Origin of the sequence: Polynucleobacter sp. MWH-S4W17, from assembly GCF_018687535.1 — a bacterium.
Classification (GTDB): Bacteria; Pseudomonadota; Gammaproteobacteria; order Burkholderiales; family Burkholderiaceae; genus Polynucleobacter.
This window is the reverse complement of the sequence record NZ_CP061295.1, coordinates 234785-256008: the sequence shown is the minus strand read 5'-3', so window position 1 is coordinate 256008 and position 21224 is coordinate 234785. Positions and strand designations below refer to the sequence as shown.

Below are 21224 nucleotides of genomic sequence, written 5' to 3'. Positions count from 1 at the left end.
CCCCTGTTTCAGCACCCCAAGAAAGCCAATGAGGGTTTTTAAATCAAACCCTTTGAAGCTAGCTTGGATACATATTCTTGAACCATGCCATCCCATGCTGGGAAATTTGGCACATTTTGGAGTTGATTATAAGAGTTTGAAGCTTTGGAAGCCCCATCTTGTATAGCAGAACGCAGTTTTACGCTATCCATGCGTGAATTCATGGGTCTGGGGGCTGGGAGTGGGTATTCAACTGCCAAAATAGGCTTAATTGCCCCTGGTTGAGCCTTGAGCTCAACTCCAGCATTCAGGGCGGATTGAACCGCGAAAGTCGCCAAACCATGCCAAGTAGTCTCACCTGCTGGCACGGCATGATAAATACCGGATGGGAATTGCTTTAACTTCCATGCTGAATCTAATGCCAAATCCAGACTTATGCCGGCAAGCCAATCCGCACTAGTGGGGACGCCATGTTGGTCATGAATGACTTTTAATTCTTCACGCTCTTTTGCTAAGCGCAACATCGTACGAATGAAATTACCACCATCCCCATAAACCCAGCTGGTTCTGAAAATAGCAAATTGGCCTTTTGATGAATTTGCAAATACCTTTTCTATTGACTCTTCACCCGCAGCCTTACTCTTGCCATAAATTCCCAAAGGATTGCGTGGGTCGTCTTCAATATAGAAACCATCTTTACTGCCATCAAACACATAATCTGTGGAGTAGTGAAGAAAAGTAGCATTATTTTCTGCAGCATAACGCGCCATTAATTCGGGGGCTTTTGCATTTACCGCATAAGCTAAATCGATTTCAGTTTCTGCTTTATCCACTGCTGTATATGCAGAAGCATTAATAATGAGATTTGCCTTTGCTATATTGAGTTGCGCGAGTACTTCCTCTTCTTTACTAAGGTCGCACTCCGCTCTACCGAGATAAGTTATATCCAGATTTGCAGAGGCTGGAAGTTCGTCAAATAAAGCTTTGAATGCTTTACCCAGTTGACCATCTTTTCCGAAAACTAAAATATTCACGCAGTTATTTAATCTCAGTATTTACGGTTAGTTGTACTGTTTTTGCAGCCAGTCACGATAAGACCCGCTCACTACGCCATCGATCCAGACAGGATTATCCAGATACCATTGCACTGTTTTACGAATACCTGTCTCAAAGGTCTCGGCTGGTTTCCAACCCAACTCGCGCTCTACCTTGCTAGCGTCAATCGCATAACGGCGATCATGGCCTGGGCGGTCTTTTACAAAGGTGATTTGCTCGACGTAGGACTTGCCATCTGCGCGGGGCTTTAGGTCATCCAAAATGCTACAAATGGTTTTCACAACATCAATATTGGCCTTTTCATTCCAACCACCGATGTTGTAAGTCTCACCCAATTTACCTTTAGCCAATACCTCACGAATAGCGGAGCAATGGTCGCCCACATAGAGCCAATCGCGAATCTGTTGGCCATCACCATAAATAGGTAATGGCTTGCTATTGAGCGCATTTAATATCACCAAAGGAATTAATTTTTCTGGAAAGTGATAAGGGCCATAGTTATTAGAACAATTGGTGGTTACTGCTGGGAACCCATAGGTGTGAAACCAGGCACGTACCAAATGATCGGATGCTGCTTTAGATGCTGAGTACGGGCTATTGGGCTCATACGAATTTGTTTCCGTAAATGCTGGATCGGTTAAAGATAAGGATCCATAAACTTCATCAGTTGATACATGATGAAAACGGAACCCTTCTTTAGCCCCTCCTTCAAGACCGTTCCAATACTCACGAGCGCACTCTAGCAAATTAAACGTACCAACGATATTGGTTTCTACGAAATCCGCCGGCCCATGAATAGAGCGATCCACATGACTCTCGGCAGCAAAATTCACAATGGCACGTGGCTTATGCTCTTTCAACAATTTGGTAACTAACTCTTTGTCACCAATATCACCATGCACAAATACGTGGCGAGTATCATTCTTAAGAGAATCCAGTGTCGCCAGGTTACCGGCATAAGTTAACTTATCTAAATTAACAATTCCTTCTGCCTTCGGATCGGCCAGCCAATCCAAAACAAAGTTACCGCCGATAAATCCCGCGCCACCCGTCACTAAAATCATGCAACCCCCAAAGCCCAGAATGAAGTTATAGAGCCTTTAAATGCTCAACTGACCTCAATGATACCAACTCATCAATCTGGGATTTGAGCGTTTTCGAGACGTTTATCAAGGTAGTTATTACAATTGAATACTTCATTTAGGCATCTAGAAAGTAAGGTATTTATGACTGCAATCAGAGTATCCGCTGTAGGGGTGCCCAGCGACTATAAAACCAGCCTTGTACCTGCCATATGCCATAACCTCGGCTATCAAATTGAATGGGTTGAGCCCAAACAATGTGATTTGATGATCATCGGATCATTTCATCATTTAGGCAAAAAGAAGTTGGCCTGGTGCCCTAAACCCCTTAGACCTTTGGTTGCCAGCCTAAATAATGGGCTTCAATCCATTGTCCCCACATCACATAAACCACCTTTAATCCTTTTCCAGACTGGCGAGAATCTTCGGCATGATTTTGTCTCCAATGACTATGCGCTCACTTTTGATCTAGGGATTTCTGGCCCCCATCACTTCCGCATGCCTTACTGGATGGAAGTTGCCGACTGGTCATCAGAGGGAGTAAATGGCAACACTAACCCCAGATATGGCAAGTTGCTAGATGTCAACCGCCTCCTTCAGCCGCTTGGTCATGACTTTCTGATGCGCCCGCAAAAGGCGGCGATATTTGCTTCACACCTCAGAGAGCCCAGGGGCACCCTATTAAATGCCGTTAAGAATCAAATCGAGGTGGTGGAGTTTGGAAAATCATTCAATCCAAATATTAAAAACCATTCCGAAAGTGGCTTGATTAAGTTTGATGAATTACAAGCATTCGCCTTTAACTTATGCCCCGAAAATGGCATGCACCCTGGTTACTACACCGAGAAAATTCCAGAAGCGTTCATGGCGGGATGCCTACCCATTACTTGGGCTGACGAAAATGTAAAGGTAGACTTTAATCCGCAAGCATTTATTAATTTAGCGCCAATGTCAGCAGATCACTTTGCTGAACTAGGTCAAATATTGCATTCGAAAAGTAAGCTTGCACAATATGCAGAGCAGCCTTTGCTATTACAAAAGCCATCACTTGATCCCCTGAAAGGCTACCTAAAGGATATTATTCAGACTGCTCTTAGTTAATCAAATGGGATGAATATTTCTGATTTAATTATTTTGGAAACCAGGGGTCTTTACTCAGCACCCGATCAAGCGCTCGGGCAACCGATCTCCATCGCTTGTGCAAACCTTTAACGGGAGAACGCTCAGAGCGATCAGCAATAGTCGATTTAGCGCGCGTAATATCCACTGGATATGGACGAATTGCCAAAAATTCCAAGCCATGCTTTTGATGATGTTCCAGAAAATGATCAACGGGCTCATAGATATCTGCAGAATCCTGAATTAACTGCCTTGCTATCACTGGCTTTAATAGGTATGCGGTAGCACCGACAGCATCGCCCTCATTTCTAACGAATGCGACGCCTGATTTTTCAACTAAGGTCTTGTAAGGCACTTCATATAAACCCTGCAGCCTGAGGAAATCCCAGCAATCATCTGCCTCAAGAATGGTGCCGAGCACACTCTCAAAATTGGCCGCTAGAACAAAATCATCTTCTAAAACTAGGGTGGGTGAATTCTCACTTACACAACGCTTCCATGCCTCTTTATGAGAGAGATAGCAGCCAATCTCATTGGGGGTTAATTCATAACCCTGTAGTCTTTTCACTTTAGCTGGCTTGTACTCAATTGGCCTTGATGCCAAAACAGAGCCATCAATCGCATCCAGAAAAGACCAGGGTAAAGAAATTTTTTGCATTTCTTTCTCAACCTGTTTTCTGCGATCAAGTGATCTTTGCAATGAAATAACAAAAATCTTGATATTTAAAGGTGCTGACATGAATTAAAGGTAACTTTGTAAATAGCGGCCGAAACGTTTGATGCGGCGAAGAGCAAGAGAGAGGAATGCCTTACTAGACCCACCAAAGTCCATTCCAGAATCCCAGTTTGATTGATAGATCACGCCCAAGTAATTTGCTTTTAATTTACTCTCGGACTCACCCGTTCTGCGCAGCAGATAGTATTGCCAATCATAGTAGTAGATCCTAAATAATTGCTCAATTGGGTACAAAGGAATCGCGCGGTAGTTCAATAAAGCCTCGAGATACAACAGCGTCTCTGGATGTTCGTTATTCGAGATATCCCAGAAATGCAAACCTCTGGGTTCAAGATATTGGCTATCCAAAGACTGCCAAACCTTGGCCGACCAAATAAATGGTGGGCATGGGCAATAGTAGTTTGGACCTACCCTAGAAAATAAAGCCTTTACACAATCACCTTCTTTACGAAGATTGGCTTCAACCTTTGCATGCCCTCGATTAATCGATAGCTGAAAAAATTCTTTATTTTGATAGATGACTGTGTATGGAGTGCCATCTGCGCTTAAAAAATCAGCTCGATGGAAATCTTTAATAAAGACGCAATCCGAATCGAGACAAACATAATTCTCAGCTAAACCAAGACGCCAAAACTCAGATTTAATGACCTGCTGACTTAAGCCACCAGATCTCGTTTTTTCGATGCCAGCGAGTACTCGAGGATTGGAAGCAATAATCGACTCATCAGAAACCCACTGGTACCCAGTGCCTTCTCCCAAAACCGATTGCAACTCCTGATATTGATCTGCGGGAGTAGAAATATAAAAGGGGATTTGGTCGACGTTGTATGGATTAATTGATTCTAGCAAGCGCTTAAGACGCAAAAAGTCTCTGCGGTAAGATTTGCAATAGAGGACGATATCTTTCAAGCGCTTCTTTCAGTTTTAGCTTGCACTTCAGAAAGTATTCTATATGCAGCTTGATTTACGCCAATCGGAACGCCTTTGGGTACTGCCAACTGTTTACCTTCCCAGTCCAACCAAATTCTCTCTAAAGCAAGCTCGATAGCCTCTGGGTCATTTTGAGGGCTCAAGTAAGCCGAGCGCTCCAATAACATTTGATCCAATTGAGGGTTGCGATGGGTGATACCCCAAATTGGCCTACCCGTCCAAAGATACTCATAGAACTTAGAGGGAATGTATTCTGCGCACCACTCATCATTGCCATGCAAAAGAATTAAAACGTCCGCTGACTGCATTTTCTCAACCACGCGCTCACGTCCTGACTTACCGGTAGCGGGATCTTTTTCTAAACGTCCGTGGGCAAGTAAAACATCGTCAAACGCTAGTTTCTTGAGAGCATCCACAGTTAACGAATCTAGAGGCGCTCCATAGGCATGCACCCGAATATGCTTTCTTGCTGGAGGATATTTCTTAAATAGCGGGACTAAGGCATTCAGAATGGTGGAAAGAGAGCGATCATTTGCCAAGGAACCAAAGTGACACAGATTCAAATATTCACAATACTGATGCGTTTTCTCATCAGTTGAACCGCCAGGCGGTTCAGCGCCAGGCAGAACCATAAAACCATGAGCGTTATTTAAGGTATTTAAATTGGGGTTGCGTACTTTCGCATAATGTACGGCACCATCGGTAAACCACCAGGCTAAATCCGCATATTTACAGATTTGCTTTTCTAAATATTGCCTAAAGCGAGCATCGCGATTACTGGGCTTTTCAAAACCGGGATCGTCTGGACTCTGACGAATGACCAATGGATCATGAATCTCTACGATCCATGGCGCGCCCGTTTTTTTCTTGAGCCATAAACCCGCCAAATGGGCTGACCACGCTCCCCCTGTTGAGTAAATCAGATCGACCTTGCCAGATCGAATTAAATACAGGCCATGAAGGTAGGCAGGAATCGACCAAGACCATTGACTGGAATAGCCAAGAATAAACTTTTCTAAGGCAATAAACGGGGCAAGCAACAAAGAAACAATGCCGGTTGAAACCTTATAGAAAAATCCTCTGCCGTATTGATTAGCAATCCAATGACGAAAATCAAACCGGAACGCTGCTGGTCCCCAAGCTAAAAATTGGCGATGGGGAAAGCGTTGATCTTTAATTCCAGTGATAGCGCTAAAGACAATCGGCTCAATGCCCGCTTCTAGAAAATAAGGAATCTTATCGGTAATCGTTTGGCTTGAGGCGCGACCATCCATATTGAAGCCATGCGACAGAATCAACCAACGTTTTTTGGACAGCATGCTTATGATCTTAGTTGCCAGCAACTATAGACATCACAGCCATGCGCACAGCAATACCAAAGGTGACTTGATTCAGAATGACTGATTGAGGACCATCAGCTACCACTGAGTCAATCTCTACGCCCCGATTCATGGGACCTGGGTGCATGACGATAGCATCTGGCTTAGCTAAGGCTAAACGAGTCGGTGTTAAACCATATTGCTTAAAGAAAGCATCGCCCTCAGGCACCTGCCCGGCTTCCATGCGCTCTTTTTGGATGCGCAATGTCATCACTACATCAACATCTTTTAAGCCTTCTTCCATATTGTGGAAGACTTTAACGCCGAGCATATCTAAATCACTTGGGAGCAGGCTTTCTGGACCAATGGCACGGATGTCTTCACAACCTAATGTGGTCAACGCATGAATATTGGATTTGGCTACACGGCTGTGCACAATATCGCCCACAATCGCTACCTTTAGGCCCTTGAAGTTTTGTTTGAAGTGCCGCATGGTGTACATATCCAACAAACCTTGAGTTGGATGCTGATGGCTACCATCGCCAGCATTCACAACGTGTACATGCGCTGGTACGTGGTTTGCAATTTCAATAGGGGCTTTAGAAACACCATGTCGCACAACAAAAATATCCGCCTGCATTGCTACTAAATTATCAATCGTATCGAGAAGACTCTCGCCCTTAGCAGTGGAGGATGTAGAAATATCTAAATTAATCACATCTGCAGATAAACGTTTTGCAGCAATCTCAAAAGTAGTTCTAGTGCGAGTGGAGTTTTCAAAAAACAGGTTGAATACGCTCTTCCCTCTAAGTAGTGGGACTTTTTTCACCTCGCGCGCAGGATCAGTCACGCTTACAAACTGTTGGGCAGTATCCAAAATATGGAGAATCTGCTCTTTAGGTAAACCTTCAAGCGTTAGAAGATGCGTTAACTCGCCAGCGGAATTAAATTGATTGACTAGCTGACTCATTATTCACGCTCCTCTAACTGAAAGCTGAACTTACCAGCGGTATCTTTCTCTAAAACCAGAAGTTGATTCTCCGGAACTTCTATCTGTTCACCAACAAAGTTGGCAGCTACTGGAAGTTCGCGATTCCCTCGATCAGCCAGAACCATCAACTCCACTTGAGCGGGTCGGCCGAAATCAAATAACTCATTTAAAGCCGCGCGGACAGTTCTACCCGTTAACAAAACATCGTCAATCAAAATCACATTGGCGCCGTTTACATCAAACGGTAAATGGGTGGTCATAGTACTAGCAGTACGCAAAGCAGTCATACCCTTCTCGGCATAATCATCCCGATGAAAAGCCACATTAATTACACCAAAGTGTGGAAGCCCTAAATCGTGAGCCAAACGCTCAGTAATCCAAGCGCCTCCCATAGCGAGACCCGCAAGTTCAAAGGCACCCTCTTGCGCTCTCTTACGCAAGTTCTCTAGTAATTTTCCGTATAACTGTTCAGCGTTCATTCTTGGGTCCGGTGCTTATATCAATTCCATTTTTGTAACTATTTTTAATTTAAAGACTTCGTGCTTTGCTCTGCAAAATACTGCTCTAAGATCAAAACGGCAGAGTGGGCATCTAGATTGTCGTACATCTCTGGATCCCCCTCTAAAACGGCTGACGTATAGCGCTCATCGACCCAAACAACCGGCAAACGAAAGCGTCCATGTAGCTGATTGCCAAAGCGGGTTGCTTTAGATGTCATCTCATGGGGCGTGCCATCTGGATGCATTGGCTTTCCAACCACCAATTGGTCTGGCTGCCAATCCTTTAATAGAGACTCAATCGCTTGAAAAAGAGCATCGCTAGTTGGCGCTGCAATCGTCTTTAAAGCTTGTCCCGACTTGGATATCGAGTTTCCAACTGCCACACCCACTCTGCGAGTTCCATAATCAAAAGACAGTATGGTCAATGCCTTAGGCATGCCCAGCCTCACCAGACAAATGAGACAAATCAAACCCTAGGTGACTCACTGCCTTCTCGTAACGCTGACTCGAAGGGGTATTAAAGATGATTTCAATCATTTGCTCACGTGCTAGCGGGACATTCATCCAACCATTAAGCGTAATTTCTTCTTCAAGCTGACCAGCACCCCATCCGGCATAACCCAAGGTCATCAAAAAATGTTGCGGTCCTTTACCTGCAGCAACTGCCTCAAGAACATCCTTTGAAGTAGTCATCGTCAAGCCGCCGGGAATAATTAAGGAAGAGCTATATGGACTTAGTGAATCAGACTCATGCAAGACAAAGCCCCGCTCTATCTGAACTGGACCGCCAAAATATACTGGTTGCTTTAATAATGGGGCAATTTCCAATTTCAACTCAATCTTGTCAAAAAGAGTTTCTAAATCAACCTCAGTAGGTCGATTAACCACCAAGCCCATTGCACCTCTTTCGGTATGCTCAAACAGATAAATAAGAGATCCAGCAAAATTAGGGTCCACCATGCCCGGCATAGCAATTAAAAACTGATTGGCGAGATGGTCTGCAGAAAAGGAAATTGATGACTCTGACATAGAAGCTCGTTCTGAAGCAGGGGGTGCTTTTTTAGCAGAAGTCATATGGCCTATTTTACAGAATATCTAGATTTTTCCGGTAATCCAGTAAGCAAAAAGACCAACTATTTCATGAACTAGGATGTTCCAGTTGTGAGCTCCATCCACCAAGTCAAACATCGTCCACTGCAGGCTATTGGCCGTTTGATAATCGACCAACATTGGTAGCACTACTAAACCCTGTTTTTGGAAAATCTTGGTAGAGCGGTACATATGGCTGGCGGAGGTAATGAGAAGCCATGGCTTGGGCTCCCCCGATTCCGTTTTTAAGCCAAACTCCTCAATCATTGGCTTCATATGAAGCGCATTTTCATAGGTATTTCGAGATTGATTTTCGTAATGCGCGTTATGCTCGCTTAAGCCCTGCTCTTGAATCAACCGCTTAAATGCATCCGCCTCTGTAACTCCCTTAGGCGTTATGCGCCCTGAATAACCGCTGAAGATGAATGGCACATTGGGGTTCTTGCGTATTAACTCGAACGCTTTAGTCACCCTTTCAGCGGATGAGTAGATTGAAATCTCGCCACGATCAACGGCAATCTCGCCTCCATCAATGGCGCCACCCAGAATAATGATGCCGCCCATTTCATTATTCGATAATTTTGTAATCTCAGTTTTGGACACGGCATTCTCAAGCCCTCTAAGAAATACTTCAGATGCGGGAAGCCAACCCACCAGAGCAAGATCTACCAAAGCTAGCGCCAAGAATCTCTTACAGAGGTGCGGTTTTCGCAAGGATAAAAAGAGAAGGGCCAGCAAAACGAAAATAGGCACCCAATTGAGCGGCTCAATGCAAAATTGCACTACCTTCGAGAGAATAAAAAAGATCGTATCCATCATTCCTTAGGATCTTAACCTGTCAGCCCCGCCTAGCCGCCTGCATTTACCTTAAATAAGCCCTAATATAGGGGCTATGCAAAAAGCTCTCGTTTGGCTCCGCCGTGACCTCCGCCTCTATGACAATGCCGCGCTTCACCACGCCCTGAAAGATAGTGGCCAGGTTTGGCTCACCTTTATCTTTGATACGGACATTCTCAAGCCCTTATTGAAGGGTGATTTAGATGCCAACGGACTAAAGCATGACCGCCGCGTGGATTTCATCTGGCAGGGCATAAAGCAAATGGATGATGAGCTGCGTAAGCAAGGTAGTGGACTCATCGTTCGCTTCGGAAAACCCGCTGAATGTATTCCTGCAATTGCCAAAGAGCTAGGTGTCGAAACCGTCTTCACAAACCATGACTACGAACCTTCAGCAATTGAGAGGGATGAAACTGTAAAAGCGTCCCTAGAAAAGTTGGGAATTCATTTTGAGAGCTTTAAAGATCAAGTTATTTTTGAGAAGAAAGAAATTCTTACAAACTCAAACACTGTCTTTTCAATCTTTACACCTTATAAAAATAACTGGCTCAAGACTCTCCAAGAAAAAGATCTTGCTGCCTATGAGTGCAATCCAAAGCCCAAGCAATTGGGAGTCTTACCAAAAAAATTAGATCAAAAACTGCCCTCTCTAGAGTCGATGGGATTTTGCCCAACCGGCATTGAAAGCTATATATCACCTGGCTCAGAGGGTGGGCAAGCTTTCTTAGAAGACTTCTTGCCACGCATTGATCAATACCAAATTGGTAGAGACTTTCCTGCAATAAAAGGGGTGAGTTATCTTTCAACCCACTTACGTTTTGGCATGCTCTCCATCAGAGGATTGGTGCGTGAGGCTCATCGACGTATGCTAGCCGGCAGCATGGGTGCAACCATCTGGTTAAGTGAATTGATTTGGCGTGATTTTTATTTCATGATTCTGGCTAATCATCCTCGTTTAGCCATAGGCGCATCTTTTAAACCAGACTACGACAACATCGCTTGGGAATCTGGCGCTAAAGCTAAAAAATTATTTGCCGCTTGGTGCGAAGGTAAAACAGGCTATCCATTAGTTGATGCGGCTATGCATCAACTGAATCAAAGCGGCTACATGCATAACCGCTTACGCATGGTGGTGGCAAGCTTTCTGACTAAAGATTTGGGAATAGATTGGCGCTGGGGCGAAGCCTACTTTGCAGAACATCTCAATGACTTTGAGCTTTCCTCTAATAACGGCGGATGGCAGTGGGCCTCCTCATCTGGGTGCGATGCCCAACCCTACTTCCGCATCTTTAACCCTATTACCCAATCTGAGAAGTTTGATCCGGAAGGTAAATTCATTAAACGCTACCTACCGCAACTGGAAAGGCTCTCTAAAAAGTCCATCCATGCCCCGTGGAAGGCCGGCCATATTGAGTTAGAAGCCGCTGGGGTAGTGATTGGACGCGACTACCCACTTCCGGTAGTAGATCATGATGAAGCGCGCAAAAATACCTTAGTGCGTTACAGCGTAGTCAAAAAAGTCACCTAATACACAGATTTATTAGAGCTCTATTCACAGTTCCGATTTAAGATAAGGTATGAGCAAGATCTACGCCATAGGCGATGTGCAGGGCTGCGCGCCCTCTCTGAAAGCCTTAGTCAAGAAACTCCCTAAAAAATCCAAGCTGATTTTTTTAGGGGATCTCGTTAATCGTGGTCCAGACTCACTTGGGGCATTGCGCCAACTAAAAGCCTTACAGGAATCAGGTCGCGCTGAATGCATCCTTGGCAATCATGACCTACACCTCCTAGCAATCGATGCAGGACTTCGCAAATCGAAAGGGCTAGATACCATAGAACCCATATTGTTGGCGCCCGATCGCAGAGAACTCATTCATTGGATTCGTAATCGACCTATGGCATTGAGCAATGGCAAAGTACTAACAGTTCATGCAGGAGTCTTGCCGCAATGGGACTTACAGCAAACGATTGAATGTGCTCAAGAAGTTGAAAAAACTTTACGTAGCAAATCGTATATAGATTTTCTAGCTAATATGTATGGCAATACACCAAACCAATGGAATAAATCTCTGAAAGGTTATGAACGCCTACGTGTGATTACCAATACTCTAACCAGAATGCGTTTCTGCACACCAACTGGAAAAATGGAATTTGAGAGCAAGGAAGGCCTAGAGCAAGGCCCTAAAGGCTATATCCCCTGGTTCAAAGTCCCAGGCAGGAAGACTCGAGATGTCCTCACCTATTTTGGCCACTGGTCTACATTGGGCTTATTGCGTCAAGACAATGTGATTGGACTCGATACCGGCTGCGTGTGGGGTGGGAAACTCACTGCTCTGGAGATTTCAAGTTCCAATAAAGACTCCAAAAATCTAGAAATTATTCAGGTGAGTGGCTATGACCACCCACTCCGAATGTAATTTTTCCCTGGAAGTAAAAACTTTTTTAAAGTTTTTTAAATGATTTCTCGGCAGCAGCAATGATGGCATCGACCACAGCATTGTCATGTGCAATGGATGTGAAGCCAGCCTCATAAGCTGAAGGCGCTAGATAAACACCTTCATCTAACATCAGATGAAAGAATTTCTTAAACGCTTCAATATTGGTTTTCGTAACCGCTTCAAAAGTAGTTGGCACTTGAGCGGCAAAGTAAAAGCCAAACATACCGCCAACGCTGTCCACAGCAAAAGGAATATTGGCCTTATCTGCAGCTTGTTTTAAGCCCGCCATCAACTTTTCTGTTTGGCCAGTCAAGCATTCGTAGAAACCTTCGCGAGAAATAATCTCTAAAGTTTTTAGGCCTGCAGCAACTGCTACTGGGTTGCCAGATAAAGTGCCCGCCTGATAAACATTACCCAAAGGGGCAAGCTTGTTCATAATCTCTTTCTTGCCGCCAAACGCCGCCATAGGCATGCCGCCGCCCATGACCTTACCAAGGCAAGTTAGATCAGGGGTTATGCCCTGCAAGGACTGAGCGCCACCTAAGGCGACTCTAAAACCAGTCATCACTTCGTCATAGATTAAAACGCTGCCATGCTTACTCGTCAAACTTCGAATAGCCGATAAAAATTCTTTTGAAGGCTGAATCAGATTCATATTTCCAGCAATAGGCTCAATGATGACGGCAGCAATTTGATCGCCTTGTTTTTTGAACACTTCTTCAATCGCAGCAATATCGTTATATGGCAGCACTAAAGTGTGCTTCACCAAATCCTGCGGAACGCCACCAGAAGAAGGCGCATTTTGGGTAGAGTCGGCAAAGGTAAGTAAGCCTGAGCCTGCTTTGACTAAGAGACTATCGGCATGGCCGTGATAGCAACCCTCAAACTTAATAATTAAGTCACGGCCAGTGTAACCGCGAGCCAGACGCAAAGCACTCATCGTCGCTTCAGTTCCGCTAGAAACCATCCGTACTTGTTCAACGCTCGACATAAGCGCGCAGATACGCTCAGCTAATTCAATCTCGCCTTCAGTCGGAGCGCCATAACTAAAGCTGGTCTCAGCGGCTTTCTGAACTGCAGAAACAACTTCGGGATTAGCATGGCCAGCAATCATCGGACCCCAAGACATAATTAAGTCGATATAGCGCTGACCGTTGGCATCCCAAAAATAAGGGCCCTGGGCTTTAGTAACAAAACGGGGAGTTCCGCCCACTTGACGAAATGCTCGCACTGGAGAGTTGACACCCCCAGGAATTGTCTTTTGTGCACGCTCAAATAAAACTTCGTTTTGATCTACTTTTACCATCATTACTTCCGAATTAAATTGCCATCATTTCAAAATCTTCTTTGCGTGCACCGCACTCTGGACAGGTCCAATTCATCGGCACATCTTTCCAGAGGGTTCCTGGTGCAATACCTTCATCAGGCAGTCCAGCGGCTTCGTCATAGACCCAACCGCAGATCAAACACATATACGTTTTAAATTCCATTACTTAACTCTCCGAGTATCAATTGCTGCTTGAATTTAGCTGCATTAAGCCTGCTCTTTTATTTTAAAGTTTTTGAGTGCTTTAAGCTGGTCGCTTAGCATGCATCTCAAACTTGAATAAACGGCACTCCAAAGGACCGTTAAATAAAGGGGTGCGCTTGGATTCTTTGATGCGTAGCTGACCTGGTAGAGCCATATCCGCAGTCAAAACAAAAATATTCCAGCCACCAAAATCGTCTTTGAGATGCTGTCCAAATTGACGCAAAAACTCGACAAACTTTGGATCCTGCTCTTCCTGGGCTTGAAGCTTCTTCAAGGATTCACGACTTGAACGTTTAGCACTTTGACGGCCAGTCTCTAAGTTCAATTCAAAACGATTATCAGGTTCATCATCGTAGTTAGCATCTTCAGGAGAAGCGCGATCCTGACCACGTCCACCTTTAATGACCAGACGCTCGCCATAAGGAGGGTTTAATAACATCACACCCTCACTCAGATTGCCAGGTGCTTTGGCAGCCAAGGCATCCACCTGACGTACCACCGGCTGATCGGGTAATTGGGCTCTTTGCCAATTGCCTTTGAACATTGATACTAATTTCTCGTTGATATCGCCACCGGATATTTTCAGAGCATCGACATTTGAATATTGCTTACGCTTTTCCAGCATCAAAGCAAGCGCCGCCTCTTTCAAATCTACCCAGCGCTTTTGCTCAGCAGCTTCATGAAACGGCTTGAGTCTTTGAAACCCAAAGCCATGGGCAGATGTCACCAAAGGGCGGTAAGCCAATCGACTTGGTTTGGCATCATCGCCATACATGCCTGCACGAATAGCGCCAGGAGGAACAGCCAATGCAATCTGCGCAGCCTCAATCAAGAAGGTGCCACTACCGCACATAGGATCAAATAAGGTTTGGCCTGGTTTCCAAGAGGTTATCGACAAAATACCGGCTGCTAAATTTTCCTTCAGGGGTGCATCACCCTTTTCGTCGCGCCAGCCCCGCTTAAACAATGCTTCGCCTGAAGTATCCAAATAAATCGTAACTTGGGTTGCTGTCAAATGCGCCTGCACTCGCACGTCCGGAAAAGCAGTATCGATACTAGGACGATCGCCAGTCACGTCACGTAAACGATCAACAATGGCATCTTTAATTTTGAGCGTTGCAAAATTTAAACTCTTTAATGGGGAGCGATGTGCCGTCACATCCACTCGTAAAGTTTGCTTTGAACTAAACCATTCCTCCCACGCCAAGCCGCTCGCTAATTTATATAAGTCCTCTTCTTGCCGATAAGGTGCTTGAGCCATTTGCAATAACACCCGACTCGCAATACGAGAATGCAAGTTCAGCGCCATTGCAGCAGAGATCGGAGCAGCAAGACCAACACCACCGGTAGGACTTGTAGGCGTAGGATCAATTACCCATGCTCCTAATGCCTTACATTCTGGGCGTCCAGCAATCTCGGCTAGCTCCTGGGCAAGCGGCACTTCCAAACCGCCTGGACAAACAACAAAAAATCTCATGGGGCTAACAGTCTTTAAGTAGGGGGATTAAAAAATTAAACGGTATTGAGTAGTATTAAAAAGCTGGTCTTAAGGCTTAAACAACACCAAGGCAACAATAATGACCAACAAGATCACTGGGACTTCATTAAACCAACGAAACCAAACGCCAGATCGTTTATTGACTCCCGCACGAAACTTTTTGAGCAAACTTAAACAGGCATGGTGATACCCAATAACTAAGATCACAAAGAACAATTTGGCATGCATCCAGATATCGCCAGCACCAATGCCAAAGTAAAGCCATAGTGTCAAACCTAGTATTACGGCTGGCACAGCCAAGATAGTCATAAAGCGGAAGAGGCGATCTGCCATACCCAATAAACGGGCACAAGCATCAGAGTTTTTCTCTTCAGCCAAGTTCACAAAAATTCTAGGCAGATAAAACAAACCGGCGAACCAAGAGGTGATGAAGACGATGTGAAAGGTTTTTACCCAGAGGTAGGCGTTGCTCATATATTTTTTGCTCTGTTTATCTTTTTACTTTAGGTCCGGATCTCGCCATGGCCCATAACCACATACTTCAATGAGGTCAAGCCATCTAACCCAACTGGGCCACGGGCATGCAGCTTGTCATTGGAGATACCGATTTCAGCCCCTAAGCCATATTCAAAGCCATCTGCAAAGCGAGTGCTGGCATTAACCATCACGCTAGCACTATCCACTTCACGCAAGAAGCGATCGGCCTGGGCTTTGTTATTAGTAATAATGGCATCAGTATGTTTGCTGCCATATTGCTCAATATGATTCATGGCTTCATCGATATTAGCCACTGTCTTAATGGACAAGATAGGGGCCAAGTACTCAGTTTGCCAATCTTCTTCTTTGGCATCGACCAGATTCTGAAAACCATTTGCTTCAAGTGTTTTGCGTGTCAAATCATCAACCCGCAACTCCACACCTTTAGCTTGATAAATCTTGCAAAGCGTTGGCAAGACTTTCTGTGCAATATCTTGATTGACTAACAAGGTCTCCATTGCATTGCAAGGGGCGTAGCGTTGAGTCTTAGCGTTATCACAGACCTTAACTGCCATAGCGACATCAGCATCTGCATCAATATAGGTATGACAAATACCATCCAAGTGCTTAATCATCGGTACTCGCGCTTCAGCCATAAGACGGGCAATCAAACTCTTACCGCCACGAGGCACGATCACATCAATATATTGGGTCATGGTAATCATCTCGCCGACTGCGCTACGATCGGTAGTAGTCACCACTTGCACTGCATCTTTAGGCAAGCCAGCAGAAGCCAGACCTTCTTGAATAATCTGAGCCAATAAAGTATTTGAATCAATTGCTTCGGAACCACCCCGTAAAATCACGGCATTGCCAGACTTTAAGCATAAGGCAGCAGCATCAATAGTGACGTTTGGGCGAGACTCATAAATGATGCCAATAACACCCAGGGGTACGCGCATCTGACCCAACTCAATACCAGAAGCCTGTTTTTGCAAAGCAGAAATTTTGCCAATCGGATCATCCAAAGAAACAATTTGCTCTAAACCTAAAGCCATGGTTTCAATCGTTTTAGGAGTCATGGTTAGGCGATCAATAAAAGCAGGATCTTGCCCATTGCCTTTTGCGCGCTCTACATCCACTTGATTAATCTTCTGAATTTCAGTGGCTTGCTGACGAACCACTTTAGCAATATGCAATAAAGCCTGATTCTTTTGCTCGCTTGATGCACGTGCCATTGCACGCGATGCGGCGCGTGCTCGCATTCCAATGTCTTGCATCATTTCTTGAATGGATGAACTCATTTCTTAATCTCTTATGTATTGTTTCGCACTTCTTAACGCAGCAAATTTCCAACTAAACGCAAACCATCCCATGGGTCGGCAGGCAATTCAGCCGCATGCAAACCCTTTACTTGGCGATCTAGTCCTGCAGCTACTTGCATTGCTCTTCGCAGCTTGAAGGGCTGAATCCTTCTCAATGCTACTGGGTATAAACGCTCTTTATTTCCCCAAATCCGGTTTGCACGCATCAAGTTCTGCACTGATTCACCCGCATCGCTTGCAGCCTTCAATTTAGATAGTATCCGAAGCTCTTCAGTTACGCTCCACAGAATCAATACCAGCGGCTCACCCTCACCTTTAAGGCCATCTAGCATGCGATTGAGCCTAGCCAGATCTCCAGCCAGCATTGCTTCAGTCAATTCAAAAACGTTGTAGCGCGCCACTTTCAGAATGGATGAGCGAATTTGCTCCTCGCTGAGTTTTCCTACGGGATATAACAAACCCAACTTCAAAATTTCTTGATGGGCAGCAATCAAATTGCCCTCTACCTGATCGGCAATAAACTCAAGTGCGCGCTGACCTTCCGGTCCTGCCTCTACCTCTTGATCTTGGCGCTTGAGTCGTCCAGCGATCCACTGTGGCAAATGGCTGCGGTCCAAAGAATCGATCTGAATAGCCATACCGGAATCGTCCAAAGCACTGAACCACGCAGAAGTCTTGGTCTTACCATCCAAGCGAGGCAACACAATACAGACAACGGTATCCGGGCCATCAGAACCCGTTGACTGAGAGGCAATTTGCGCAGCGAACTGTTTAAGAGCATCCGCTCCATCGCGCCCAGGCTTACCCGTCGGAATGCGCAACTCGACCCAACGCTTGTCACCAAACAAAGACATGGTCTGACCAGCACTTAGAAGAGCACTCCAATCAAATCCACGCTCTTGTAACAAGACTTCGCGTTCAGTGAAATTTTGTTTCTTGGCTGCAGATCGCAATTGATCCATCGCCTCCATCATCAACAGCGGCTCATCGCCGCTAAAAACATACAGAGGCAACATAGCACCACCAGAACTCAATGACTTGAGGTGCACTTGTAAGGCATCAACTTTAACCATGCCTTAATCTGCCTCTAGAAAGCTCTTGATTGCGGGGCTTTTGCAGCCGCTGCAACACGGCGCAAGATCTGGATAGCCAAATCTTTACGCATCAGAGTTAAGAATTGCTGAATTTGAACATCGGTAGCCAAAACAGTAGAAACCGTGAAGTCCATATCGCGAGTCATATAAATTTCCGCCTCAGGAACAATTTCTGCTCCAGCTAAATCAAAGGCTCTGAAGCCAACACGAATATTGAGGCGATAAGCTGATACTTGGCCATTGGAGTTGTAAGCCAAAATCTCACGACCATTAATATCGTTGGTGATTTCCAAGATGAGATCTGCATCTTTAGGATTAATCGCGACCTTGGCATCGGTGCCAGTCAAGATCGCTGCCTGCAAGTCTGCTCTCAGTGGTGGAGATGGGTTACCAGTAATCGCAATCACCTTAAAAGGTAAATCCACCATGCCTCGCAAGCGATATCCGCAAGCAATTAAGCCACTCAGAGGTGCTGTGACCATTAAACCCAACATTGCACGTCGCAGGTGATTTACGCTCATCGCTTTCGTTTCTATAAAAGGTTAGGCAACAATATTGACCAAACGACCGGGCACCACAATCACTTTTTTCGGTGAATTGCCATTCAAAGCCTTTTGTGCGGGCTCACTTTGTAAAGCCAATGCCTCAACCTGTTCTTTGCTGGCATCTGCTGGCACCTTAATATCGCCACGCAACTTGCCATTAATCTGAAGCATCAAAGTCAGCTCAGTCTGGACCAATGCCGCTTCATCTACCGAAGGCCATGGAGCATCAAGCAAAGGCCCGTAAGTCTTTGTATAAGCAAGATCTTTCCACAACACATGGGTCAGGTGTGGAACTACTGGATAGAGAACGCGCAATAAAATACTTAAGCATTCTCGCAAGACTGGCGCACTAATGGCAGAATTCTGCTCCAACTTGATAGGCTCAAGAATATTGAGCATCTTCATCGCTGCAGAAACCACCGTGTTGTATTGACGACGTTGATAGTCAAAATTAGCTTGCTTCAAAATGGTATGCACTTCACGACGTAGTTCTTTTTCAGCATCACTCAAGTTGCTAGGCAAGCTATCAGAAGCATCACACAGTGCGCCTGCTTGACTGCTGGAATACATCCAGACCCGACGCAAGAAACGAGAGGCGCCATCCACGCCAGCGCCAGACCACTCTAACTGTTGCTCAGGAGGAGCAGCAAACATTACAAATAGACGCGCAGTATCAGCACCATGTTGATCAATCAAAGCCTGGGGATCAACACCATTATTCTTGCTCTTAGACATCTTCTCAACACCGCCAATGATGACTGGCGTATTTGAAGCGTCACCTATCAACTTGGCGCCTTGCGGACGACCCTTCTCATCAAGATCTAATTCCACATCCAAGGGATTAAGCCAAGTCTTTTTACCCGAAGCATCTTCAGAATAGTAAGTCTCATTAAGAACCATGCCTTGGGTGAGTAAATTCTGGAATGGCTCATCAAAGGTAATGAGATGAAGGTCTCGCATGACCTTAGTCCAGAAACGCGCATAGAGTAAATGCAAAATCGCATGCTCAATGCCGCCAATGTACTGATCCATCGGCATCCAATATTCATTGCGCTCATCGACCATAGTCTTAGCATTAGGTCCGGTATAGCGCATGAAATACCAAGAGGAATCCACAAAGGTATCCATGGTGTCAGTTTCTCGGCGCGCAGGTTTGCCACACTTCGGACACTTCACATTCAAGAAGTCAGCACGCTTATTGAGTGGATTACCGCTACCATCTGGTACGCAATCTTCCGGCAACACGACCGGTAGGTCTGCCTCAGGTACAGGTACGGCGCCACAACCTGGATTACTCTCATCGCCACAATGAATAATCGGAATCGGTGTACCCCAATAGCGCTGACGAGAAATTCCCCAATCACGCAATCGATAGGTAGTCTTGATTTCGCCAATGCCAAGCTTTTCAAATTCTTTCGCAACAGCGCTCACCGCTTCTTCATGGGATAAGCCATCAAACTGAACACTGTTAAAACAAACTACACCTTCTTTTTGGGCATACCAATCTTCCCAATGGGTGGCATTAAACATTGGCGACTCGGCTTTGAGCGCAATTACTTGCTTAATTGGCAACTCGTACTTCAGCGCAAAAGCAAAGTCGCGCTCATCGTGAGCCGGCACACCCATCACTGCACCATCGCCATAAGACATTAATACGTAATTACCAACCCAGACAGGTACTGGCTCGTGCGTCAAAGGATGTGTGACATACAGGCCGGTGAACATTCCTTCTTTTTCTTGAGTAGCTAGATCAGCCTCGATCACGCTACCAGTTTTGCATTTCTCAATAAATGCTGCGAGCTCGGGATTGTTAGCGGCTGCCTTGGCAGCCAATGGATGCTCAGCCGCTACCGCGCAGAACGTAACACCCATGATGGTGTCTGCACGGGTAGTGAACACGTACAAGAGGCCGTCTTGAATAAAGTTACCGTGATCATCAGCAATGTCATGCTTAAAAGCAAAACGCACGCCACGACTTTTGCCGATCCAGTTTTGCTGCATAGTCTTGACGCGCTCTGGCCAGCCCAAGCCATCTAAACCAGAAAGTAATGATTCTGCATACGCTGTGATATTGAAATAATAACCAGGGATCTCGCGCTTCTCTACTAAAGCGCCAGAGCGCCAACCACGACCATCAATCACCTGCTCGTTCGCCAAAACTGTTTGATCAATTGGATCCCAATTCACCACTTGCGTTTTGCGATACGCGATACCTTTTTCGAGCATCTTTAAAAAGAGCCACTGGTTCCAACGATAGTAGTCAGGGCTACAGGTAGCCACTTCACGTGACCAATCAATCGCTAAACCCATCGCAGCCATTTGCTTTTTCATATAAGCAATGTTGTCGTAGGTCCATTTAGCGGGAGGAACTTTATTCTGAATCGCCGCATTTTCTGCAGGCATACCAAAGGCATCCCAACCCATAGGCATAAGAACGTTATAGCCTTGCATGCGTAGCTGGCGGGCCATTACATCGTTAATGGTGTAGTTGCGCACGTGCCCCATGTGGAGTTTGCCAGATGGATAAGGCAGCATTGAGCAGGCATAGTACTTTGGCTTCTGCTTACCCTGCGCATCTACTGCGTTCTCTGCTACTTGATAGACTTGCGCACTTTCCCAATCAGCTTGCGCTGCCGCTTCAATACTGCGGTAGTCATAATCCTTACTCATTCTTAGAC

Annotated in this window: 21 protein-coding genes; 3 read left to right on the top strand and 18 right to left on the bottom strand. The window is 45.4% G+C overall.

Features of this window, described 5'->3' with window-relative positions; translation table 11 throughout:
- Positions 1-38 precede the first annotated feature (38 nt).
- Both rfbD and rfbB read right to left on the bottom strand, forming a co-directional pair.
- Complete coding sequence (gene rfbD / locus C2755_RS01365; protein ID WP_215321436.1) at positions 39-1013, bottom strand: dTDP-4-dehydrorhamnose reductase; 975 nt, start codon at positions 1011-1013, stop codon at positions 39-41.
- 27 nt (positions 1014-1040) lie between these two features.
- Positions 1041-2099: a dTDP-glucose 4,6-dehydratase gene (gene rfbB, locus C2755_RS01360; RefSeq protein ID WP_215321435.1), complete on the bottom strand. Its 1059-nt coding sequence runs from the start codon at positions 2097-2099 to the stop codon at positions 1041-1043.
- Positions 2100-2261: 162 nt separating this feature from the next.
- On the opposite strand from rfbB, the gene C2755_RS01355 reads away from it, so the two are divergent.
- Positions 2262-3218, top strand: a complete 957-nt coding sequence (locus C2755_RS01355) for a glycosyltransferase family 10 domain-containing protein (protein ID WP_215321434.1) — start codon at positions 2262-2264, stop codon at positions 3216-3218.
- Positions 3219-3246: 28 nt separating this feature from the next.
- On the opposite strand, the gene C2755_RS01350 is transcribed toward C2755_RS01355, so the two are convergent.
- The 8 genes from C2755_RS01350 to C2755_RS01315 form a co-directional block, all read right to left on the bottom strand.
- Positions 3247-3975, bottom strand: a complete 729-nt coding sequence (locus C2755_RS01350; RefSeq protein WP_215321433.1) for a glycosyltransferase family 25 protein — start codon at positions 3973-3975, stop codon at positions 3247-3249.
- Positions 3976-3978: 3 nt separating this feature from the next.
- The gene (locus C2755_RS01345; protein ID WP_215321432.1) at positions 3979-4881 is read right to left on the bottom strand and encodes a DUF6492 family protein; all 903 of its coding nucleotides are present in this window, start codon (positions 4879-4881) and stop codon (positions 3979-3981) included.
- Entirely contained in the window at positions 4878-6221 is a 1344-nt protein-coding gene (locus tag C2755_RS01340; RefSeq protein ID WP_215321431.1) for a hypothetical protein, read from the bottom strand. Before C2755_RS01340 ends, C2755_RS01345 begins: the two co-directional genes overlap by 4 nt.
- 10 nt (positions 6222-6231) lie before the next feature.
- Positions 6232-7191 carry an aspartate carbamoyltransferase catalytic subunit gene (locus tag C2755_RS01335; protein ID WP_215321430.1) on the bottom strand — a complete coding sequence of 320 codons (960 nt, stop codon included), beginning with the start codon at positions 7189-7191 and terminating at the stop codon, positions 6232-6234.
- On the bottom strand, positions 7191-7691 hold the full coding sequence (gene pyrR, locus C2755_RS01330; RefSeq protein ID WP_215321429.1) for a bifunctional pyr operon transcriptional regulator/uracil phosphoribosyltransferase PyrR: 501 nt from the start codon (positions 7689-7691) through the stop codon (positions 7191-7193). The genes C2755_RS01335 and pyrR overlap by 1 nt, the downstream gene beginning before the upstream one ends.
- Before the next feature lie 44 nt (positions 7692-7735).
- On the bottom strand, positions 7736-8149 hold the full coding sequence (gene ruvX / locus C2755_RS01325; protein WP_215321428.1) for a Holliday junction resolvase RuvX: 414 nt from the start codon (positions 8147-8149) through the stop codon (positions 7736-7738).
- Positions 8142-8741, bottom strand: coding sequence for a YqgE/AlgH family protein (locus C2755_RS01320; RefSeq protein WP_251368560.1), 600 nt, complete (start codon positions 8739-8741; stop codon positions 8142-8144). The genes ruvX and C2755_RS01320 overlap by 8 nt, the downstream gene beginning before the upstream one ends.
- Positions 8742-8807: 66 nt before the next feature.
- Positions 8808-9485, bottom strand: coding sequence for a YdcF family protein (locus C2755_RS01315; RefSeq protein WP_251368500.1), 678 nt, complete (start codon positions 9483-9485; stop codon positions 8808-8810).
- 208 nt (positions 9486-9693) lie between these two features.
- Here C2755_RS01315 and C2755_RS01310 point away from each other — a divergent pair, with 208 nt between their 5' ends.
- Positions 9694-11166, top strand: coding sequence for a deoxyribodipyrimidine photo-lyase (locus tag C2755_RS01310; protein WP_215321426.1), 1473 nt, complete (start codon positions 9694-9696; stop codon positions 11164-11166).
- A 49-nt stretch (positions 11167-11215) separates the two neighbouring features.
- Entirely contained in the window at positions 11216-12055 is an 840-nt protein-coding gene (locus tag C2755_RS01305) for a symmetrical bis(5'-nucleosyl)-tetraphosphatase (protein ID WP_215321425.1), read from the top strand.
- 25 nt (positions 12056-12080) lie between these two features.
- Here C2755_RS01305 and hemL read toward each other — a convergent pair whose 3' ends face one another.
- From hemL to leuS, 8 genes are all read right to left on the bottom strand, one after another.
- Entirely contained in the window at positions 12081-13382 is a 1302-nt protein-coding gene (gene hemL, locus C2755_RS01300) for a glutamate-1-semialdehyde 2,1-aminomutase (RefSeq protein ID WP_215322247.1), read from the bottom strand.
- A gap of 13 nt (positions 13383-13395) precedes the next feature.
- Positions 13396-13566, bottom strand: coding sequence for a rubredoxin (locus C2755_RS01295; protein WP_071464595.1), 171 nt, complete (start codon positions 13564-13566; stop codon positions 13396-13398).
- Between the two features lie 81 nt (positions 13567-13647).
- Positions 13648-15084 (bottom strand): class I SAM-dependent RNA methyltransferase, encoded by a 1437-nt coding sequence (locus C2755_RS01290; protein ID WP_215321424.1) that lies wholly within the window; start codon positions 15082-15084, stop codon positions 13648-13650.
- Between the two features lie 69 nt (positions 15085-15153).
- On the bottom strand, positions 15154-15579 hold the full coding sequence (locus C2755_RS01285) for a CopD family protein (RefSeq protein ID WP_215321423.1): 426 nt from the start codon (positions 15577-15579) through the stop codon (positions 15154-15156).
- Between the two features lie 29 nt (positions 15580-15608).
- Positions 15609-16886 carry a glutamate-5-semialdehyde dehydrogenase gene (locus tag C2755_RS01280; RefSeq protein ID WP_215321422.1) on the bottom strand — a complete coding sequence of 426 codons (1278 nt, stop codon included), beginning with the start codon at positions 16884-16886 and terminating at the stop codon, positions 15609-15611.
- Between the two features lie 32 nt (positions 16887-16918).
- Complete coding sequence (gene holA / locus C2755_RS01275; RefSeq protein WP_215321421.1) at positions 16919-17980, bottom strand: DNA polymerase III subunit delta; 1062 nt, start codon at positions 17978-17980, stop codon at positions 16919-16921.
- 14 nt (positions 17981-17994) lie between these two features.
- Entirely contained in the window at positions 17995-18522 is a 528-nt protein-coding gene (lptE, locus tag C2755_RS01270; RefSeq protein ID WP_215321420.1) for an LPS assembly lipoprotein LptE, read from the bottom strand.
- Between the two features lie 21 nt (positions 18523-18543).
- Entirely contained in the window at positions 18544-21216 is a 2673-nt protein-coding gene (gene leuS / locus C2755_RS01265; protein WP_215321419.1) for a leucine--tRNA ligase, read from the bottom strand.
- Positions 21217-21224: the final 8 nt, after the last annotated feature.